At 36.2% G+C, this 19,162-nt stretch carries 21 protein-coding genes; 10 read left to right on the forward strand and 11 right to left on the reverse strand.

The window, feature by feature from the left end; all coding sequences use genetic code 11:
* Window positions 1–278: 278 nt before the first annotated feature.
* Window positions 279–695: a hypothetical protein gene (locus NMD99_RS06405; protein WP_253309572.1), complete on the forward strand. Its 417-nt coding sequence runs from the start codon at window positions 279–281 to the stop codon at window positions 693–695.
* Here NMD99_RS06405 and NMD99_RS06410 read toward each other — a convergent pair.
* On the reverse strand, window positions 688–1,209 hold the full coding sequence (locus tag NMD99_RS06410; RefSeq protein WP_253302098.1) for a Na+/H+ antiporter subunit E: 522 nt from the start codon (window positions 1,207–1,209) through the stop codon (window positions 688–690). The two genes, NMD99_RS06405 and NMD99_RS06410, sit on opposite strands and share 8 nt — an antisense overlap.
* A 98-nt stretch (window positions 1,210–1,307) precedes the next feature.
* On the opposite strand from NMD99_RS06410, the gene smpB reads away from it, so the two are divergent.
* The 6 genes from smpB to NMD99_RS06440 all read left to right on the forward strand — a co-directional run bounded on the left by smpB (window position 1,308) and on the right by NMD99_RS06440 (window position 6,185).
* Window positions 1,308–1,757, forward strand: a complete 450-nt coding sequence (smpB, locus tag NMD99_RS06415) for an SsrA-binding protein SmpB (protein WP_253309571.1) — start codon at window positions 1,308–1,310, stop codon at window positions 1,755–1,757.
* A gap of 6 nt (window positions 1,758–1,763) precedes the next feature.
* Window positions 1,764–2,555 carry a prolipoprotein diacylglyceryl transferase gene (gene lgt, locus NMD99_RS06420; RefSeq protein WP_253309570.1) on the forward strand — a complete coding sequence of 264 codons (792 nt, stop codon included), beginning with the start codon at window positions 1,764–1,766 and terminating at the stop codon, window positions 2,553–2,555.
* 816 nt (window positions 2,556–3,371) lie between these two features.
* Window positions 3,372–3,650, forward strand: coding sequence for a hypothetical protein (locus tag NMD99_RS06425; RefSeq protein ID WP_309165956.1), 279 nt, complete (start codon window positions 3,372–3,374; stop codon window positions 3,648–3,650).
* A gap of 83 nt (window positions 3,651–3,733) precedes the next feature.
* Window positions 3,734–4,306 (forward strand): Holliday junction branch migration protein RuvA, encoded by a 573-nt coding sequence (gene ruvA / locus NMD99_RS06430; protein WP_253309569.1) that lies wholly within the window; start codon window positions 3,734–3,736, stop codon window positions 4,304–4,306.
* Entirely contained in the window at window positions 4,303–5,277 is a 975-nt protein-coding gene (ruvB, locus tag NMD99_RS06435) for a Holliday junction branch migration DNA helicase RuvB (RefSeq protein ID WP_250296119.1), read from the forward strand. Before ruvA ends, ruvB begins: the two co-directional genes overlap by 4 nt.
* Window positions 5,278–5,675: 398 nt before the next feature.
* On the forward strand, window positions 5,676–6,185 hold the full coding sequence (locus NMD99_RS06440) for a DNA-3-methyladenine glycosylase (protein ID WP_253309568.1): 510 nt from the start codon (window positions 5,676–5,678) through the stop codon (window positions 6,183–6,185).
* 19 nt (window positions 6,186–6,204) lie between these two features.
* Here NMD99_RS06440 and purF read toward each other — a convergent pair whose 3' ends face one another.
* Genes purF through NMD99_RS06455 form a run of 3 tightly spaced genes read right to left on the reverse strand, consistent with a single transcriptional unit; the run spans window position 6,205 to window position 10,231 of the window.
* Window positions 6,205–7,590 (reverse strand): amidophosphoribosyltransferase, encoded by a 1,386-nt coding sequence (gene purF / locus NMD99_RS06445; protein ID WP_265016499.1) that lies wholly within the window; start codon window positions 7,588–7,590, stop codon window positions 6,205–6,207.
* Between the two features lie 25 nt (window positions 7,591–7,615).
* Window positions 7,616–8,719 (reverse strand): rod shape-determining protein RodA, encoded by a 1,104-nt coding sequence (rodA, locus tag NMD99_RS06450; protein ID WP_253309566.1) that lies wholly within the window; start codon window positions 8,717–8,719, stop codon window positions 7,616–7,618.
* A 45-nt stretch (window positions 8,720–8,764) separates the two neighbouring features.
* Window positions 8,765–10,231 (reverse strand): proton-conducting transporter transmembrane domain-containing protein, encoded by a 1,467-nt coding sequence (locus NMD99_RS06455; RefSeq protein ID WP_253309565.1) that lies wholly within the window; start codon window positions 10,229–10,231, stop codon window positions 8,765–8,767.
* A gap of 64 nt (window positions 10,232–10,295) precedes the next feature.
* Between NMD99_RS06455 and NMD99_RS06460 the strand changes: the two genes are divergently transcribed.
* From NMD99_RS06460 to virB9, 3 genes are all read left to right on the forward strand, one after another.
* Window positions 10,296–10,610, forward strand: coding sequence for an NADH-ubiquinone oxidoreductase subunit NDUFA12 family protein (locus NMD99_RS06460; RefSeq protein WP_253309564.1), 315 nt, complete (start codon window positions 10,296–10,298; stop codon window positions 10,608–10,610).
* 2 nt (window positions 10,611–10,612) lie between these two features.
* The gene (gene mlaD, locus NMD99_RS06465) at window positions 10,613–11,068 is read left to right on the forward strand and encodes an outer membrane lipid asymmetry maintenance protein MlaD (RefSeq protein WP_264688362.1); all 456 of its coding nucleotides are present in this window, start codon (window positions 10,613–10,615) and stop codon (window positions 11,066–11,068) included.
* A gap of 187 nt (window positions 11,069–11,255) precedes the next feature.
* Window positions 11,256–12,041, forward strand: a complete 786-nt coding sequence (gene virB9, locus NMD99_RS06470; protein ID WP_253309562.1) for a P-type conjugative transfer protein VirB9 — start codon at window positions 11,256–11,258, stop codon at window positions 12,039–12,041.
* A gap of 14 nt (window positions 12,042–12,055) precedes the next feature.
* Here virB9 and NMD99_RS06475 read toward each other — a convergent pair whose 3' ends face one another.
* The 7 genes from NMD99_RS06475 to NMD99_RS06505 all read right to left on the reverse strand — a co-directional run bounded on the left by NMD99_RS06475 (window position 12,056) and on the right by NMD99_RS06505 (window position 19,149).
* Window positions 12,056–12,652, reverse strand: coding sequence for a ribonuclease HII (locus NMD99_RS06475; protein ID WP_010082329.1), 597 nt, complete (start codon window positions 12,650–12,652; stop codon window positions 12,056–12,058).
* A 6-nt stretch (window positions 12,653–12,658) separates the two neighbouring features.
* Window positions 12,659–13,639, reverse strand: coding sequence for a phospho-N-acetylmuramoyl-pentapeptide-transferase (mraY, locus tag NMD99_RS06480; RefSeq protein ID WP_253309561.1), 981 nt, complete (start codon window positions 13,637–13,639; stop codon window positions 12,659–12,661).
* Between the two features lie 114 nt (window positions 13,640–13,753).
* Window positions 13,754–13,951 carry a hypothetical protein gene (locus NMD99_RS06485; protein ID WP_309165962.1) on the reverse strand — a complete coding sequence of 66 codons (198 nt, stop codon included), beginning with the start codon at window positions 13,949–13,951 and terminating at the stop codon, window positions 13,754–13,756.
* Window positions 13,948–15,081, reverse strand: a complete 1,134-nt coding sequence (locus tag NMD99_RS06490; RefSeq protein WP_309165964.1) for a hypothetical protein — start codon at window positions 15,079–15,081, stop codon at window positions 13,948–13,950. Before NMD99_RS06490 ends, NMD99_RS06485 begins: the two co-directional genes overlap by 4 nt.
* Before the next feature lie 4 nt (window positions 15,082–15,085).
* A complete protein-coding gene (locus NMD99_RS06495) occupies window positions 15,086–16,498 on the reverse strand; it encodes a collagen-like domain-containing protein (RefSeq protein WP_309165965.1) in 1,413 nt (470 codons plus the stop codon).
* 92 nt (window positions 16,499–16,590) lie between these two features.
* A complete protein-coding gene (locus NMD99_RS06500; RefSeq protein WP_309165967.1) occupies window positions 16,591–17,373 on the reverse strand; it encodes a collagen-like domain-containing protein in 783 nt (260 codons plus the stop codon).
* 225 nt (window positions 17,374–17,598) lie between these two features.
* Window positions 17,599–19,149 carry a collagen-like protein gene (locus NMD99_RS06505; protein ID WP_309165969.1) on the reverse strand — a complete coding sequence of 517 codons (1,551 nt, stop codon included), beginning with the start codon at window positions 19,147–19,149 and terminating at the stop codon, window positions 17,599–17,601.
* Between the last annotated feature and the right edge of the window lie 13 nt (window positions 19,150–19,162).

Genomic DNA, 19,162 nt, shown 5'->3' on the forward strand with positions numbered 1-19,162 from the left:
AGAGGCTGGCGGGAAGGTCTGCCGGTCTACTCTCCCTATATTTCAGAGTGCTCCTGTTATGAGCTGATGTCCAACTGTCATTTTACAGCTTAGCTTGCTTAGGTAATGCAGAAATAAGAGGTGCCCAATATAAACCAGCCTAAATCAACTTTAATGTCTGGATATCGTACTATTTTACATAACATGCCATTATGAATATATATTTTTATGATTGCGTTATCATTTATTTAACAAAGTATTAGTATAATCTATCTACTGGATTAAATGGAGAAAGTTGAATGAGTAAATTACCGAACAATGCAAAAATAGGTAAATCCCAGGTTACTCAGTGGGAGGTAATAAAAAATTGTGAATATGCTGATAATTGCTTATCAAAAATAGTAACTTTATACGTTATTAGAATAACTCAGCTATCAGATTTTTATACAAATGACGAACCTGAAATTAACACTGTTTTAGCAAGAATAAGCGTGACAAGTGAAAATGTATTTTTAAACAAGGCTACTACTATTGAAGTTATGGAAGGTATTTTTCCGTATAAATTCAACAGCAAGAAGAGAAATAACATACTAAGGTTAGAAGATTTACATAATTATTTATGTTCTATTGTTAACAATAGCCTTCCAAAAGAGATGCTTGAAAGTCTTGTAAGGGAATATAAGGATGCTGTTAACTTATTTAAAGCAATTACTTAACTGAACGTAGTATTTTTAAGATTTTATTTTCTATTTCAGAAATGCCGCTTTCAAGATCTTTATCTATCAGATACATGGTAGAGAAATATGTTTTCTGCTTACTTTCAACATTGATAGTTAAAGTTCCAGGAGTGATTGTAACCGAATTGGCAAATAACGCAATGCTTTCATCATTATGCCCTTTGCATTTTCTTAGGATAATGATTGGCTCAAGCTTAGATTTGAGTCGTAGCACCTTTTTTGTTACATAAACACTTGATAAAATGATTTGGTACATTAACCATGGTATATAACTTACTAACTTATAAAACGACAGTCTACTCGTACCATTTAAAATCTGGCTAAGAGCTCTTTCAGCGTTTATCAACCTTCTAAAGATAAATAATGTGAATATAGAGGAAAACACTCCACAAAAAATAAAAAATGGCTCAAAATAACCAGACAATACAGTCCATAGAGAAAATAAAATTACAAATGATAGAGAAAAAAACTTGATTTTTTGCCTAAGGTTCATGGTTTGCAGTATAACTTAAATGATTTTTTAAGGAAAGATATATTATGAATTAAGTCAAAAACTCTGTAATATATTGAAGCTTAAAGATATCTTTAGATATGGAAGTTATTGCAGAAAATAGGAAAGCAAGGTTTGAATATTTCATCTTAGAAGAATTTGAAGCGGGTATGGTCTTATTAAGCAGTGAAGTTAAATCGCTAAGAGAAAGAAAAGTAAATATTTCCGACGCCTACGTTATCGAAAAGAATAGCGAAATATGGCTGCACAATATGCATATTGCAGAATATAAAGCTGCAAACCGAAAAAATCATAAACCAAAAAGGGAACGTAAACTGCTTTTACATAAAAAAGAGATAAACAAACTAATTGGTCAAATCAAAACCGCTGGGATAACTGTTGTGCCGCTTTCGATCTATTTTAATGATAAAGGATTTGCAAAAACTAAAATTGCCATTGTAAAAGGAAAAAAACTCTACGATAAGAGAGCAACCATAAAACAGAGAGAGTGGGATCGTGAAAAAAGTAGATTGTCTAAGAATAATTTATAGCAAAATATGTCTTTAAATCCAGTAATTTTCAGCATCGGTCCTGTTTCTATATATTGGTATTCCTTAGCTTACGTTTTGGGTATAGTGTCTGCATATTGGTATTTACACAAGCTAGACGACCAAAAAATATTTACTAAGAATTTTTACGATTCGTTATTAACAGCCACTATTGTAGGCATTATCCTTGGAGGTAGACTTGGCTACGTATTGATATATGATCCAGTTCTTTATATAAGCAACCCTATCGAGATATTGAAGACCTGGGAAGGAGGAATGTCATTTCATGGTGGTGCTATAGGAGTTTTGCTTGCAGTAATAATTTCGTGTAAAAGACATAACATTCCTATATTTTATGCACTGGACCTAGTTTCTTGCGGAGTTCCCATAGGTTTATTTTTAGGTCGCATAGGCAATTTTATAAACGGAGAGTTATTTGGCAGAGTTACAACTATGCCATGGGGTATGGTATTTCCAGAAAGTGGTGATAATTTGCTGCGTCATCCAAGCCAGCTTTATGAGGCACTTTTTGAAGGACTGCTACTTTTTGCAGTTGCAAATTCACTGTTTTTCTTGACTAGAATAAGACTGTATCACGGTGCGTTAACTGGTATTGCAGTTATGTGGTATGGAGTAGCACGTTTTTTCGTTGAGTTTTTTCGCGAACCAGACTATCAAATTGGCTATTTGTGGCTTGATTTAACTATGGGGCAGTTGCTTTCTATACCTATGGTTTTGCTAGGAATGCTTGTATATCTAGGCGCATTAAATTTAAAATTTAATACGAAATCTGTTACATAGAGGAAAGGTGAGTTTAATAGAAAAATGTAGCCAGAAACCCTACATCATGCACAATTGTACGAATTTTCTGCGTTGCAGTAGAATGAATGTGAGATCCGGTGTCATTCCAGCGTGTGACGCTAGGCCATAAAACTTGCTTGACAAACTCCGCCAGCCCCCTTATTATGACAATAAGGGTATTTATGACTCAAAACTTGTTTTTGACCTGCAGGCTCAATGACAAAATTCAGTAAAAAACTCAGGGTATTTTTTGGCGGATTACATAAAATTATAGCGGCTGCATGTCTTTTTTATTTTTTCTACATTCAGCCAAATCGCGCTTATTTTAAGCGTTAGCACATTATTACAGCGCCACTTACAGTAATATAGAGTCAAAACTTGCACCACGGGGCTTCTTTTGCCTTTTTTTTCCATTTGGTAAATTTCTTAATGTTTCTAGCTAAAGCAATTTAAGAGACCGAAAATGGTGTCATTCCAGCGCGTGACGCTGGAATCTAGTCTTTATTATGCAGCCACTTATTTAAAGTTAAGTTTTCTGGATCCAAGTAGTCAAGCTACTCGGATGACACCTTGACGATTTGAAGAATCGTCATCCCGCTACGTGTTAGCGGGATCTCTTGTTAGCGGATGAGATACCGCGGCGGTATGACGGTCTGCGGCGATATGACGGTTCGCGGTGGCATGACGATAACTTCGTCATCCCGCTACGTGTTAGCGGGATCTCTTGTTAGCGGATGAGATACCGCGGCGGTATGACGGTCTGCGGCGGTATGACAATTAAGCAATTCGTCATCCCGCTACTTATTAGCGGGATCTATGCCAAGAGATACCGTGAATAAATCACGGTATGACGTCTCGCTTGCAACCTATAGCCTTGTCATTCCAGTGCTCCTTTTTTGTCATCCCAGCGTCACGCGCTGGTTTCAACATTATATCATGGACAAAATAAACTTTCTAAAATTCATTGAACTGTGCTTTCAAACGGTGGTACCGGGGTGTGAGTATAATGATTATCAGTATATAAAAGTCATAGCAGACAGACTTGAAGCGGCAAATGTTGGCAAAATGTGTCAAGGAAGTTTTTCGTTTCTATGATCTACTTGGCTCTCTGTTATAATGTTCGTTTGCTTGACCTAAGATCCAGGAGTATTTAAACTGAACCCTATACAGTGCTAAAAATGATAGGAAATCTAAGCGGAATAGTTGATGAAGTGCGCAGTGATCACATAATCCTGAATGTGAATGATGTTGGCTATATGGTGTATCTCTCAGCCAAAACTTTAAATGCATGTTCCATCGGAAGTAGAGTTAAATTACTTATCGAAACCTATGCAAATAACAGAGAAAATGTCGCTCAGCTATATGGTTTTATAAGCAAAGAAGAACAGCAGTGCTTGAGGTTGCTTGTTAAAGTAAGTGGTGTTAGCTATAAAACTGCAATGTCAATTTTGAGTAAATTAACTCCAGAACAGCTGTTTTTGGCAATTATGAATGAAGATAAAGTAGCACTCAAGATGAGTGGACTTGGCATGAAACTCATAAATCGAATCATCACTGAATTAAGTGGCAAAGTGAGTAAATTAGAAATAAATAACAATAATTTTCATCCAATCAATGAAGATGCCCTTTCAGCATTGATCAATCTTGGGTATGAAAAAATGAAAGCTTATGATACGATAAAAAAAATACAAGACGAATCGTCAAATCTGGACACCAAGGATATTATTCGCATGGCGCTTAAAACATTATGAAATCAATATCGTGCGATAAAGAATATACTGAAGATGTGCGCAATATCAACATCAGACCTGAACAACTTGATGATTTTGTCGGGCAAAAAGACTTAATACAAAATTTAAAAGTGTTTATAAATGCTGCACAGACAAGAACTGAAGCCTTAGATCACGTTTTATTGTATGGTCCCCCAGGACTTGGCAAAACAACTTTAGCACAAATTGTTTCTAAAGAATTAAGGGTCAGCTTCCGCGCAACTTCTGGTCCTTTACTTAGTAAAGCTGGGGACTTGGCTGCAGTGCTTACCACTTTAAATGCAAAAGATGTTCTATTTATCGACGAAATCCATAGATTAAATCGCAGCATCGAAGAAGTTTTATATACTGCTATGGAAGATTTTTGCTTGGACATATTAGTAGGTGAAGGTCCATCTACTCGCACTTTAAGGATAGATCTACCACCATTTACGTTAATCGGAGCAACTACACGGCTTGGATTACTTTCTGCGCCACTCAGAGATCGTTTTGGCATTCCCTTGCATCTTGAGTTTTATTCTTTTGAAGAACTGGTTAATATTATAAAAAGAGGCGCAAGAGTTCTTTCTACTGAAATTGAAGAAAATGCAGCACGGGAAATTGCCTGCCGTGCACGTGGCACTCCAAGAATTGCTTTGAGGTTACTCAGAAGAATAAGGGATTTTGTTGAAGTGAAAGATGACAAAAAAATCACTTATGAAGTCGCTGATTCTGTATTGCTAAAATTGGGTGTAGACAAAATGGGACTCAATAAACTTGATATGCATTATCTAAGATTTTTATTCAACACCTCAGGACCTGTTGGAATTGACACCATATCTATTGCGCTATCCGAGGATGTTGGCAATATTGAAGAAACAGTAGAACCTTATTTAATCAAAATTAGTTTTGTAAAGCGCACACCAAGGGGGCGCGTTCTAACTGATCAAGCAAAGGAGTATTTGAGCCTTTAATATTAGAGAGCTTTTTTACCATAATTCAATTATATATTGATTGGCATAATATCATATACTGGCATTTTTGTGTATAAAGGCATATATGTTAAATAGCACTGAAACTGTAGTTCAAATTAAAACTTCTCCATTTCGTATTCGCTAGTTATGCTATTCTAACTAATTAAGCTATGGTTTGTGGTAATAGGAAAAAACTGGATTCCAGCGTCACGCGCTACCCTATGAGTGCTGCTTGCGTATATTCTCTCTTTCACCATCTCAGTGTTTCTTTCTTATTATGCCAGTACCATTTTCTTGTCATTCAAGTAGCTCCCCTTCTTGTCATCCCAGTGCTTGACACTGGGATCCAGAAATTCTTAAACTGAATTCTATATAGAACCTCAGAACAAAAATAAAAAATGGGTAGCACAATACTACCAAGAAATTTCTACGAGCGGCCGACCTTAACTGTAGCTGGAGAGTTATTGGGAAAAGTCCTCAAATTTTCTAACTTTAGTGGAATAATAACCGAAGTTGAAGCCTATATAGGAATGAATGACCCAGCTTGTCACGCGGCAAGAGGCTATACTAACCGAACCTCAGTAATGTTTGGTATGCCGGGGTTTTCATACGTGTATTTTATATATGGAATGTATTACTGTTTAAATATTGTAACAGAAGCAGAAGGGTTCCCAGCAGCAGTGTTAATACGGGGATTAAAGCTCATTGAACCGCTTGAAGCAAACTTAGGCGGACCAGGAATATTGTGCAAAAGATTAAACATTACAAAAGAACACAATAAACTGGACCTTACTATAAGCCACAAATTTTGTGTTTATGAATCTCATCTCAACCCGGATTATGTGTGCACTCCAAGAATCGGAATTAGTAAAGGCCAAGAGAAATTTTGGCGGTTTAAGATTTTCTAAACTTAAGATCTTGCGTAGACTATTTGCCAATCGGATAATCACCAGTGAAACAAGCATCGCAATATTGTGGTGTAGCATTGTTACGCACCTCTCCTTTAACAGCCTGATATAGTCCATCAATACTCAAGAAGGCTAGGCTATCTACTCCTATAACTTCCTTAATTTCCTCTACAGATTTATTTGCAGCAATTAAATCTTTGCACTCTGGCGTATCTATTCCATAAAAACAAGAATGCTTAATTGGTGGGCTTGAAATTTTGAGGTGAATCTCTTTTACTCCTGCATCCTTTAGCATAACTATTATATTTCTGAGCGTACTACCACGCACTATACTATCATCTATTAAAATTATGTTTTTACCTTTCAAAGTGTGCTTATTAGCATTGAATTTTAATTTTATTCTAACTTTACGTACTTCAGCGGTTGGTTGTATAAAAGTTCTTCCTATGTAATGATTACGAATTATCCCCAGTTCCATAGGTAATCCTGAATGCTTTGCATATCCAATAGCTGCAGGTATTCCAGAATCAGGTATTGGTACAACCATATTTACATTGTTTTTTGGTGGGCTCTCTTCTGCAAGTATTCTTCCTATTTCTTTTCTTATATCATATATGGACCTATTCTCCATTATGCTGTCTGGTCTCGAAAAGTAAACGTATTCAAAAATACAAAAACTTGATTTTTGCTGTGGGAAAGGAAACATTGAGGCTAGCTTACTATCCGAACTGATGGTAACTAATTCGCCTGGTTCTATTTCTCTAACAAACTCTGCATTTATTATATCAAGAGCACAAGTTTCAGATGCAAGAACGTAAGAACCGTTTAACTTTCCTAAAACAAGAGGCCTGATTCCAGATGGATCACGTACTCCAATAACTACTTCTTGATTGATTGCCACAAAAGAATAAGCACCTTGTATTTGCTTTAATGCATATATAAAACTCTCTAAAAAGCTATCTTTTTCACCGCTTGCTGTCAGATGCACTACTACTTCTGTATCAATATCTGACTGAAAAACGCACTCTTGTTTAATTAATTGTTCGCGTATCGGAGAAATATTAATTAAATTACCATTATGTGCTATGGCAAAATCCCCAAATTTGCCACTTTTGCCAAGCATGGGCTGCACTCCAAATTTACTACCACTTGTTGAGTATCGAACGTGACCTATTGCACAATCTCCAGGTAAGGATTTCTTTATTTCATCTATATCATCAAATACGCTGCTCACTTGACCTTGAAAGTGATAAGAGTGCAGCTTATCGTTGTTACTGGTTACTACGCCAAAAGACTCTTGACCTCTATGCTGCAAAGCGTGGAGAGCAAGTATAGAGTTAAATGCAGCATCGTTATTGCAGCTTATACCAAATACTCCACATTCCTCACGCATTTCATCTAGCATAAAAACTATTAAGTAAAGTTTAATTTTACTTTAGCATAGGTGAAATACAAGCATTTTGTTGTTCATCTGCTTTTATTGCCAGCAATAATCCTATGCATATCAAGCTTGCAGCAGTTGTACTTCCTCCATAGGAAAGAAATGGCAGTGGATCGCCTATCACAGGCAAGAGGCCTATTGACATTCCAATGTTTATAAAAAAATGAGCGCCAAAAAAAGCAAAAATCCCGATAGATACTAACTTAGAAAAATAATTTTTCGACCTATAAGCGATAGAGAAAATTATGCCAAGTAATGAGGTATAAAGCAAAATTAAAGCCATGCTACCTAAAAAGCCCCACTCCTCACTCAGCACTGCAAAAGCAAAATCCGTACGTTTCTCCGGCAAAAATCCAAGTTGAGTTTGACTTCCGTTAACAAAGCCCTTACCAAGCAAACCTCCTGAACCAATAGCTATCTGAGATTGCTGCGCATTATAACCTATTCCAAGTGGATCCACTGATGAATCCAAAAACGACAATATCCTTTGCTTGTGATAAGGACGTAAAAAAGGCCAAATAGCCGGTACTGCAAAAATGCCAAGCGTCCCACAAATTACTAAATGAGCTCTTTTTATTACTGCTGTGAATATAATTGATGCTCCTATAAACAACATTATCACAGCTGTGCCTAAATTAGGTTGCTTTAACACCAAGAATACAGGCAAGAAAATAATTATTACCGCCTTAAGCAATCTTTTAAATTCCATCATTTTATACACACTTTGCTTATCAAAATAACGAGCAAGCGCAAGTATTAAGCCTACTTTTGCAAATTCTGATGGTTGCAAACTAATTGACCCAATTCTTATCCACCTCGTCGCACCCATTATGTGCGAGCCAAAAAAATTTACTGCTAATAGCGAAATCGCTGCTGCTATATAAAAAAAGTAGGCGTGCTTCAAATAAAAATCTAGCTCTATGAATGACATAGCTATAGCGAGTAGGAAAAAGAAGGAAAATATGACTATTTGGTGAATTGCAAATGGTACCCACTTTCCTCCAGCAGAAGAGTATTGAACAGCAATGCCAACGCAAAACAGCACTATCACGTTAATGACTAATAACCAATGAATCTTCTTCAGCCTATCCACACTTATAACCTTAAAGTATAGTAAAATATGAAACAAAGATAAAAATCAAAAAACCAACTTCTCAACTACTAACCGAATTGGAGTGCTATATATTCCAGTTACTATTGTTAAAGCTGCCATAAACAATAGACAGAAAAGCATAGGAAATGGCACATCATTAATTTTGCCTAGTGTCATTCCAGCGCTTGATGCTGCACTATTTTCAAAATACATTTTCTCTACCATCTTCCACATGTATATTAGTGCAAGAAAAGAACCGGCAGCAAAAGCTATCAGGGAAATCCACGCGCGAGATTCTATAACTGCTTTCATTATATACCATTTGCTTACAAAGCCATTTGTTAGCGGCACACCGACTAATGCTAAACTAAGTAGAGTAAACGCAAGTGCTGTATAAGGCATTGATTTCTTGAGTCCCGATAAATTCTCTATTTTTGTTGTATCAAATTTGTAAGAAATACATCCTGCAGCCATGAATAAAGATGTTTTTATTATGCTGTGGTTTACTATGTGAAGAATTGCTGCAAATACACCTGTTTTTGAGTTAAAACTCAGTGCTAAAATTATATAACCAATTTGGCTGACACTAGAATTAGCAAGCAGTCTTCTTATATCTTTTGCAGTTATTGCAGATATTGACCCAAATATAACAGCGCAAAGTGCGAGGATAATTATCACGTTGCTTAGTGATGGTTTAAATAAGAAGAAATTCTGATGGAAAACAGTATAGAAGATCCTAATGAAAACATATATCATCACTTTTGTCACTGTGCCTGAAAAGAATATGCTAATGAAACTTGGCGCCTCACTATATGCATTAATCAGCCACCTGCTTAATGGAAACAGTGCCATTTTAATTGAGAGACCAACAAAAATGAACAATGTGCCAAGTTTTATGATGTTGTTATCGTATAATGGAACTATTCTTTCAGCCATGTCAGACATATTGAGCGTTCCTGTCATGGAGTACAAAAGCCCAACACCAAACAAGTAAAACGTTGCCCCTATAGTGCCACTAATTAGATATTCAAATGCTGCAACCAAGGCTTTTTTATCCCTTCCCATTGAAACTAATACATAAGAAGAAAGAGATGAAATTTCCAAAAAAACATAAAGATTGAATATGTCGTTTGTTACTAGAATTCCGAGCAGTCCGCTTAAGCACAGTAGAAATAGAGAGTAAAAACCAGTGATTTTGTTTTTGCTAATTTCTTTTTCGTTAATATAAAAGCTATAAAGCACACTTATCAGCGCTATAAAATTCACCAAAGTTAGAATCAAGGAGTTTAACACGTCGATTCTTAACTCTATGCCGTACGGAGGAGCCCAGTCTCCAAGGTGATAAGTTATAATCTCGCCTTTATATGTTTTAACGAGTAGTATCGATGAAATGATAAGAGTGATTGTTGTTGCAATAAAAGAAATAAACCAAGATACCTTGTGTTTCTTGGTAAGAAAGCAAAACATTGATGCAATTATTGGTATAATAACTTGTAAAATTGGTAATTGCATTAAATTGTTGTTAATATATCGTTAAAGTATTAGTATATATAATACTTTTTGTTTTAATACTCTTATGTTATCTAAAATTTGTAACGCAATAAAACGCCTATTACGAAGAGAAGATAAATTTGTAGGAAGAGATGAAAATGGAAATTCTTATTATGAATCAAGTAAAGGAAAAAGGTGGGTTATGTATAGCAGTGTTTCTGAGCCTACAACAGTGTCTCCGGAATGGCATATATGGCTTCACTATACTGATAATGTAGTACCAGTTAATAATAAAAAAAGAAAAGTAAAACATACTCCTAATTTAACGGGTACAAAAGATGCATACTATCCAAACCAAAAAGTGAAAAATTACTATAAAAGCTGGAGTCCTGATAACTAAAGATGCGAAGGTCAAATATACTTGAAATAACCGCTGGATTATTTGTATTAATTTTCACTATTTTTCTGGTTTTCTTTGCTATTGATAAGCTATCTTACATAAAGAAAAACTACAAGGATTGCTATAAAATATATGGTCTTTTTGCTAACGCTAACGGTATAGGAGTTGGTGATAGTGTCAAGATCTCTGGTGTGGACGTTGGAAGCATAACTGGTGTATCACTTGACAAAGCTACCTACGTAGCACGAATCGACATGTGTATAAGCAGAGACATAAAATTGCCAATTGATAGTTCAGCTCTGATCACTAGCAGTGGAGTTGTTGGCAGTAAATTTGTTAATATATCACCTGGATCAGATATTAAACTAATCTTGCACGGTGGTAAAATAGAGTATACTCAAGCTGAAGCAAATATGGGTGGAATAATGGACAGAATTCTTGGTATGTTTACGAAGTGAAAATGGCAGGATTCCAAGTATATCCGTTCAGGTGAAGCCTCCTGTAGTTCTAAAGTATTTAAGGAGTTTGCCTTATTTCTTGCCTTTTCTACCCCTTGCTAACCTATAATTGGGGTTTATAGTACAGCTTAACAGTTGCAGTGCATGTCTATCAATGATAAAATGAAGATTAATTTATTTTGATATTATGATTGGTTTACTGTTTGCCGTACTGTTGTTTTTTTGTGGTAGTGATGCACTTGCAAAACAGGAGCCACGTTCAATAGCTGGAGATAATCACATAAAGGTAATAAATTATAACCCACAAGCTATACATAAGTATACGGGTTTTTATGGTTATCAATCCAGCATATTGTTTGAACCAGGGGAGGTAATACAAAACCTTTCAATGGGTGATTCAACTGGTTGGCAACTCCTTCCTCAAGGTAACAGATTGTTTATTAAGCCTATAGATGATATTGCCGATACTAACGCAACTATAATTACCAATAAAAGAGTTTATTACTTTGAACTTCATGCTGAAGAAGCAACTGGACTAGATGATCCAAAATTAGCATATGAAGTAAGGTTTCTTTATCCATTATTTAGCAGTGATGAGATTTACACAACAAATAACGGCGATATCTTCGAACAAGCTAGTCATACCATTATTCCTGATATAAACGACATTGAAGTTGTAAAGAAGGGCTTAAATTTTAATTATTCCATCTCGCACGTTAAAGGCAGTCAGTCAATAATACCAATTAAGGTTTTTGATGACGGAAAATTTACATATCTACAATTCAATAAAATAAACTCTGATTTCCCGGCAGTTTTTATGGTTGATTCTGCAGGGTATGAGTCTTTAGTAAACTTCCGTACAGCTGACAACTACCTGATAATCGAAAGGGTGAGTTCAGTGTTTACCTTAAGGAATGGATCAAGTACAGTTTGCCTATTTAATGAAAACATGCCTTTCAAAAAAGGTAAGTGATTACTATCTAAAGGCTATAATGCCCGAGATATGGGTGCAAAGTTTTTTCTATGATGTTCTGTAATTCCATAAAGGCCAATAGCGTTAAGGTGCTCTTTTGTCCCATATCCTTTATTTTTATACCAATTATATTCAGGATGCTTATTGTGCAATTCTTGCATAAGCCGATCTCTCGTAACTTTTGCAACGATTGAAGCTGCTGCAATTGATGTACTCAAATTATCACCATTTACTATGGATTTCACTTGCCATTTCACTTCAGGTGGTTGATTACCATCAACTAGCACATAATCTAATTCTAGGTCCAGGTCTATCAACGCACGTTTCATTGAAAGTTTTGTTGCTTGCAAGATATTGTATGAATTTATTTCTTCTACGCTTGCCATTCCTATACCAAATTTTGCAACGGATGTTATTTTTTCATATAGGACTTGCCTACATTGAGGAGTCAACTTTTTCGAGTCGTTGATTCCATCAATAATTGTATTTCTATCAATAAACACTACGGCTGCGGATATTACTGGACCAGCTAGCGGACCTCTTCCAACTTCATCCACTCCTGCTATCACTCCTGATAATTTATTTTCTAATGTAAAGTCTGGGTATTTCATAGGTTTTTATAATAAGAAAGTTATAGTAAAAACTGAACAGATAATAGAAATTATCCAAAATTTCATAACGATTACATTTTCTGACCATCCCTTCTTCTCAAAGTGATGATGTATTGGTGCCATAAGAAAAACTCTTTTTCCTTCTCCATATTTAAACTTTGTATATTTAAAATATGATATCTGAATAATCACAGATAGAGTCTCTATTACAAAGATTATTCCAATAACGGCAAAAAGCATTTCTCTCTTCATTAAAACGCTAGTTAACCCTAAAGCTGCACCAATTGACAGGCTTCCAACATCACCCATAAATATTTTTGCTGGATGTGTGTTAAACCACAAGAAACTTAAAATAGCTCCTATAAATGCAATGCAGAATAAAGTAATATTCATATCTGCTTGAGTTATATATGCAATTAGCCCCAAAAAAGCAAAGGAAGTGATGACTTGAGTTGCAGCAAGGCCATCCAAACCATCTGTGAGATTCACAGCATTAGCAGAGCCGACAATTACAAACGCAGCAAACGGAACATATAGATAGCCAAAGTCGATTATTACTCCTTTAAATAGAGACGTTTTTGTAAAACCTTCAGCAGAGTATAGCTTAAGTATAGACATACTAACCAGAGTTACAATAAACTGAATAAGTATTTTGGTTTTTGCACTTAAACCTCGATAGTGATTTGTCTTCAATTTTAAATAATCATCAATAAATCCAAGTAGAGCAAAAAATAGAGTTATCAATATCAGCAGCAAAATTTCTAGTGTTAACTGAGCCCAGAGTAAAATTGGTAATAAAGAAGAAATCAGTATTATTATTCCGCCCATAGGTGGTACATTCTTTTTTGTTATTAAATGACTTTCTGGTCCACATGATCTAATTGGTTGCCCATCTTTACTTATTTTTTTTAGAAGCTTTATAAAATAGGGAAAAAGAATAAACCCAAAAACAAATGAGGTAAAAAATACTTTTGTAGCTAAGATCATCTGCTCACTTAAATTGACTAAGTATCATACCACCTATAGCTAATAAAGCCAACTTCTGTCATCCTATAACCTATCCCTCTTTCGCTTCATTCTTCCTTAATTTGGTGCGCATAATTACAATAACTCTGGAATAGTATGAAGAATTATATTGTTATCTTCTGCAAAACAAAATTCGCTATTTTTATCTGTCCATTTATACATTTCTTTTAGATTAATCTCAGAAGAATCATAAGTATCATATTCCGTTTTTTTATGATAATCATAATAGTGAAACTTATTATTTTTATCAAAATAACCAAATTCATCAGTCAATGTAGCCTTTTTTCACCCTTTCCACTATTTATTACTTCGAACACTACAGCTTGATGGTTACCTAGAGAATCTGGTTCAGCAATTCCTTCTGTAATAAAAAACGATGGCCGATGGCTAAGTAACTCACCAAGATTTAGGTTACGTTTTTCTTTCATACAACTCAAACTTATGAATTTATATTCATCTGAAACGTTCGAATACTGTGGATCGTATTTTTTATATTCAAAGAATTCATTACCTAAAAAATTACAAAACGTTAATTTATAATCATCATTATTAAATTTAACAACTTTTAAATAGTGAAAATCCCTTGGGACAATTACCTCCTCTTTCGTAACATGATTACGCATGACCAATTGATCATCGAGCATGTAGTAACCTATTTTTGGTAAAGTAGCTATGGGCTTATCATTCAAGGCAACATTTGCTTCATAGATGTTATCCGATAACTCTTCCCCTTTTTGCAAAGTGAATTTCTGCTTTTCGTTGTTAGTCTCGGTTAAATTGCCTATTATTGTTGATACATCACTTATTGTTAATACACCACATTTATCTTTTGTGTATTGATACTTATAGCAGCTGTCATCTTTACACACTGGAAGACACTTTCCATTTTTGTCTGATATATAGATATTGTCATCTTTTATTGTAAAATAAAGTCCACCATTTTCTCCTTTGATCTTCTGTAGTACTGGATCATTTTCATCATTAAAATTGATGAAGTTTAGTACTTCAGTTGTTGTACTGTGTCTAGAAATGGGTAATTTGGCACCAAAATATGGAATGTCTTCTATGTGGTAAAGCGAAATCTCTATTGGTTTTGATCTAAGCTTTTCTATAATATTGTCCCTGTTTGCACTTATGATATCTTCTTGCTCTATAATAAGATTCTCTTCTTCACCATCTTTATTTTTCACTTTCAGAGGTGATTTTCCCTTATATAAAACTATTTTATCACCCAGCTTCTGTAACTTTAAATCACTAATAGTATCACCCAACTCAGCCGTACCAATGTGTGAACGAATAGTATACTTGTTGTTATTAATCTCTAACCTGTAATATGCAGTAGGAAGTTTAATCAGCTTCTTATAGAGCGGATCTTTATTATCTATTCTAAATGTATTTCCCATACTATTACCTTAAACAATTAACAGCCTTCAGATCAATCGCCTTGAAACTACTTGGAGGAGTGACATCGCTCATAAAACTCCTTGGCTGCTCGTTATCTGTTGCTGTTTTCTCAATATTAACAAACCCCCTTTGTTGCTCATTGTTTTCTAATGTTCTTTCCATACGATCTTTGAAAGTAGTCAAAAATCTATCAGTTTGTTTGTAATTTGGACATGATTTTTTTGCAGATAAATATAAGAGTTTTAACAGCTCGTTACGACTTTCATCATTAAATAATGACCTATCTAGAATGGTTGACTGTAGTTTTACTGGATCAAAATTTAGGCTTTTCTTTGGAATGCCGCATTTTGAAGCTGTTTCTTCTAATACTTTTTCAAATTTTATAGCAATATCTGCTGCATCCATTACTTTTGCCACTTGATTAAGCTCTTGTATTTTATTCTCTATTTTATATTCATCTTGTTTTACAAAAGGATAAAAGAAATTTATTACTTGAGATATAAATGAAGTTGGTCTACCTGCTCCACTTGTCACTGGCAGATTGTCTGAATTTTTAATTTCCCTCTTCTTTATACGTGCAGTACAAACTTGATCTGTAGGTTTTGTTTTACAAAATATATCCTTTACCTTACTATAAAGTGCTTGAGTATTTTGTTCTGATCGAAATGCTTTATCAACAAAATTGTCAGCCTCTTCTTTAAAATCTTTAGCTTCTTTGGCAGATTTTTCAGAAGCGCTTTTAGCTACCTCTGCTGCTTTCTGAGCGTTCTGAATTTCAATTTTTGTTTGATTCATCTTGCGCAGAAACTGATCAGCAACTGCAGCACCTATTCCATCTTCTCCCTTTGAGCCTTTAGGACCAGGCGCTCCTGTGTTGCCTTTAGGACCTACTAGACCTTGAGCACCTTTATTTCCTTGAGGGCCTCTTGGACCTGCATTTCCTTGGTCACCTTTTTCTCCAGGCATTCCTGGCAACCCAGTATCCCCTTTATCACCCATATCGCCTTTTGGACCAGCATCCCCTTTATTACCAGACACACCTGGCGCTCCATCTACTCCTTTGTCACCTTTTAATCCAGCCGTACCCGGCGCTCCGGTATCTCCTTTATCACCCATATCGCCTTTAGGACCTATGTCTCCCTGATCACCTTTTATTCCAGGCATCCCTGGTAATCCATCTACTCCTTTGTCACCTTTTAATCCAGCCGTACCCGGCGCTCCGGTATCTCCTTTATCACCCATATCGCCTTTTGGACCAGCATCCCCTTTATTACCAGACACACCTGGCGCTCCATCTACTCCTTGAGGACCTACTGGACCTGAATCTCCTTTATCACCTTTAGGACCTACTAGACCTTGAGCACCTTTTTCTCCTTGCGTGCCATTAAAGCCTTGTAGACCTGGCAATCCATCCATTCCTGGTGCTCCAATTTCACCTCTATCTCCCTTGAGACCAAGATCACCTTTTTCTCCTTGTACACCTTGCGTACCATTAAAGCCTCTTGGACCTACTGGACCTCTAAGACCAGGAGCTCCATCTGCTCCTTTAGAACCCGGGGTTCCATCTTTACCAGCTTTACCTTGCGCTCCCTTTGCTCCACTTGGACCTTGAGCACCTTTTCTCCTTGCGTGCCATTAAAGCCTCTTGGACCTACTGGACCTCTAAGACCAGGAGCTCCATCTGCTCCTTTAGAACCCGGGGTTCCATCTTTACCAGCTTTACCTTGCGCTCCTTCTTTACCTTGCAAACCAGATTCACCTTTCCAACCTCTCAGCCCTTTAGGACCACTACTACCTTCATTACCTTTCTCTCCCTTCGCTCCACTTGGGCCTTGTGGCCCTATAAGCCCTAAATCACCTTGTTTGCCTTTAGGGCCTTGTGGCCCTATATCCCCCTTTGAGCCTTTCAATCCCGTTTCTCCACGATCTCCTTTTGGACTCGTTATACTCAACCCTGGCATTCCCTTTTCTCCCTTTGGACCTTGTGGGCCACTAGCTTCTCCTTTTTCACCTTTTGGTCCTCCAGGCATTCCATCTAGTCCTGGTGATCCAGGTGCACCTGGATCACCCTTTTGGCTTGGATAGCCGTAACCCGAATAACCTTGATCACCCTTGTCACCTTTCTCTCCAGGCAACCCGTTTAGACCTGGATGACCTTGATCCCCTTTAGGACCTGGCTTTCCTTTTAGTCCTGAGACTGCATAAAACTCGCCTTTTTGGCCCTTTTCTCCAGGTATGCCTGGCAGCCCATCGAGACCACGTGGTCTTGGTTCGCCTCCTTGACCTGGCAAACCTCTTGGCCCAGGAGGTCCATCTAGTCCTTTAGGACCTTACTATTACCCACAAATATAAATGTTTGTTGCATAGCTCTTAATGGCATAACTTTTGCTTGAAATAACTGTTTATATGGTGCAATTTACAGCTTTTAGTTGCTAAAATTATAACTCTTAGTTTAATAATTTTAATCCAATAAGCTTTCAGGTTAATAAAATTAAATTATTTGAGTAAATACAATACTATGTTTTTATTTGTGGGTAATAGTAAGCTTTAGGACCAGGGGTTCCGTCTCTACCATCTTGACCTGGATAACCTTTCTCACCTCTTAGACCTTGAGGACCTGGATAACCTGGCTCACCTTTAGGACCTACTGGACCTGGAGAACCAACTTCTCCTCTTAATCCTTGATCGCCCTTTTCACCCTTTATACTTTTTTTTAAGTTTTTATTATTTGCAATTTCCTTCGGCAGGTCTTGAGTAACATAGTTATTAAGTGTTTTACCTTTTAATTCAGTTATAGGTGTATTAAACAGCGCTTTTTCGAATCTTTCTAGTTCACTTGATAATAAAATAGCTGCCACATTCTCGGGCTTTGCATCTCTTCCTGGCTCACCTTTAGGACCTGGATAACCTTTTCCACCTGGAAGACCTGAATGATCTCTAAAGCCTGGCGACCCAGGCTCGCCCTGTCTACCTTTTTCACCTGGAATACCTGGAATACCTGGAATACCTCTAGGACCTGGAAAACCTTCATAACCTCTTAGACCTTTATCACCTGGAGGACCTCGATAACCTGGAGGACCTGGATAACCTGGAAGTCTAGGCATTCCTTCTACTTGTTCTGTATGTCTTAATTGCTTAATTTGCTCTTTTAAATGTTGAACTTCTGCTTTTAAGTCTTCAAATTCTCTAGTATTCACCACATCAACCTCCAAAAAGTTACCAAAATTTTCTAAGTTATAATAATAAGGATATAAATCTAAGTTATGGCTGTAGTTATATCCTACAAAATCAGGTTTTAAACCATAAAAATTCTTACATTCGCTATTTTCATCTGATATGCAGCCAACATAATTATTACCTAATTTTTCTGTTGCGAAATAGCTATTTTTCACATTCAATCTCTTTATTCCATGAAAAGGAAATAATTTGAAATCATCACTTCTCCGATCGAATATTGGAACAACATTATTCAACATACCAACCTTACTACCAGTGGAATTATATACCTCAACACTCCTGTAAGATTGGTATAATTGATTTTCCGATCCCTTAAAAAAATTGTCTCCAATTCGTATATCAAGTCTATTGCCAATAAGACTCATATTTTTACTACTTATTACATCTTTTGGATCTATTAAAACCTTACTACTTTCAAGTGGTTTAAATTTTATAGAACGTGTATCATAATCATATACATGAACATATTCACCATTCTTGCGGGATTGAGGTATAAAATCAATAGTAGCTATATTAATAATATTGCCATCATGGTAATAATAGTAATATTCACCTGAGTCAGTAACCAAAGCTAACTTGTTGTCATCTCCTACTTTTTCTAGCTTTAGTTGTAGTCCTTGAGATAAACCATTCAGCACCTTTTGTGTTCCACAGCTATAGTCAATCACAATAAGGCGCTGACCTCTAGGCTCATCAATAATAACGTAAGATGTAGTAGGTAGACTAACTGTTGTTTCGTTATTTACTCTTACTTTAGTAGTTATCACATAACGAGTTGCGTTACTACAGTCTTTACCTGGGGCATCTTCCTTTTCTAGTTTAAAACGCATTTTCCCTTCCTTT

It is taken from the genome of Wolbachia endosymbiont of Listronotus oregonensis (genome assembly GCF_031205055.1).
Classification (GTDB): domain Bacteria; phylum Pseudomonadota; class Alphaproteobacteria; order Rickettsiales; family Anaplasmataceae; genus Wolbachia.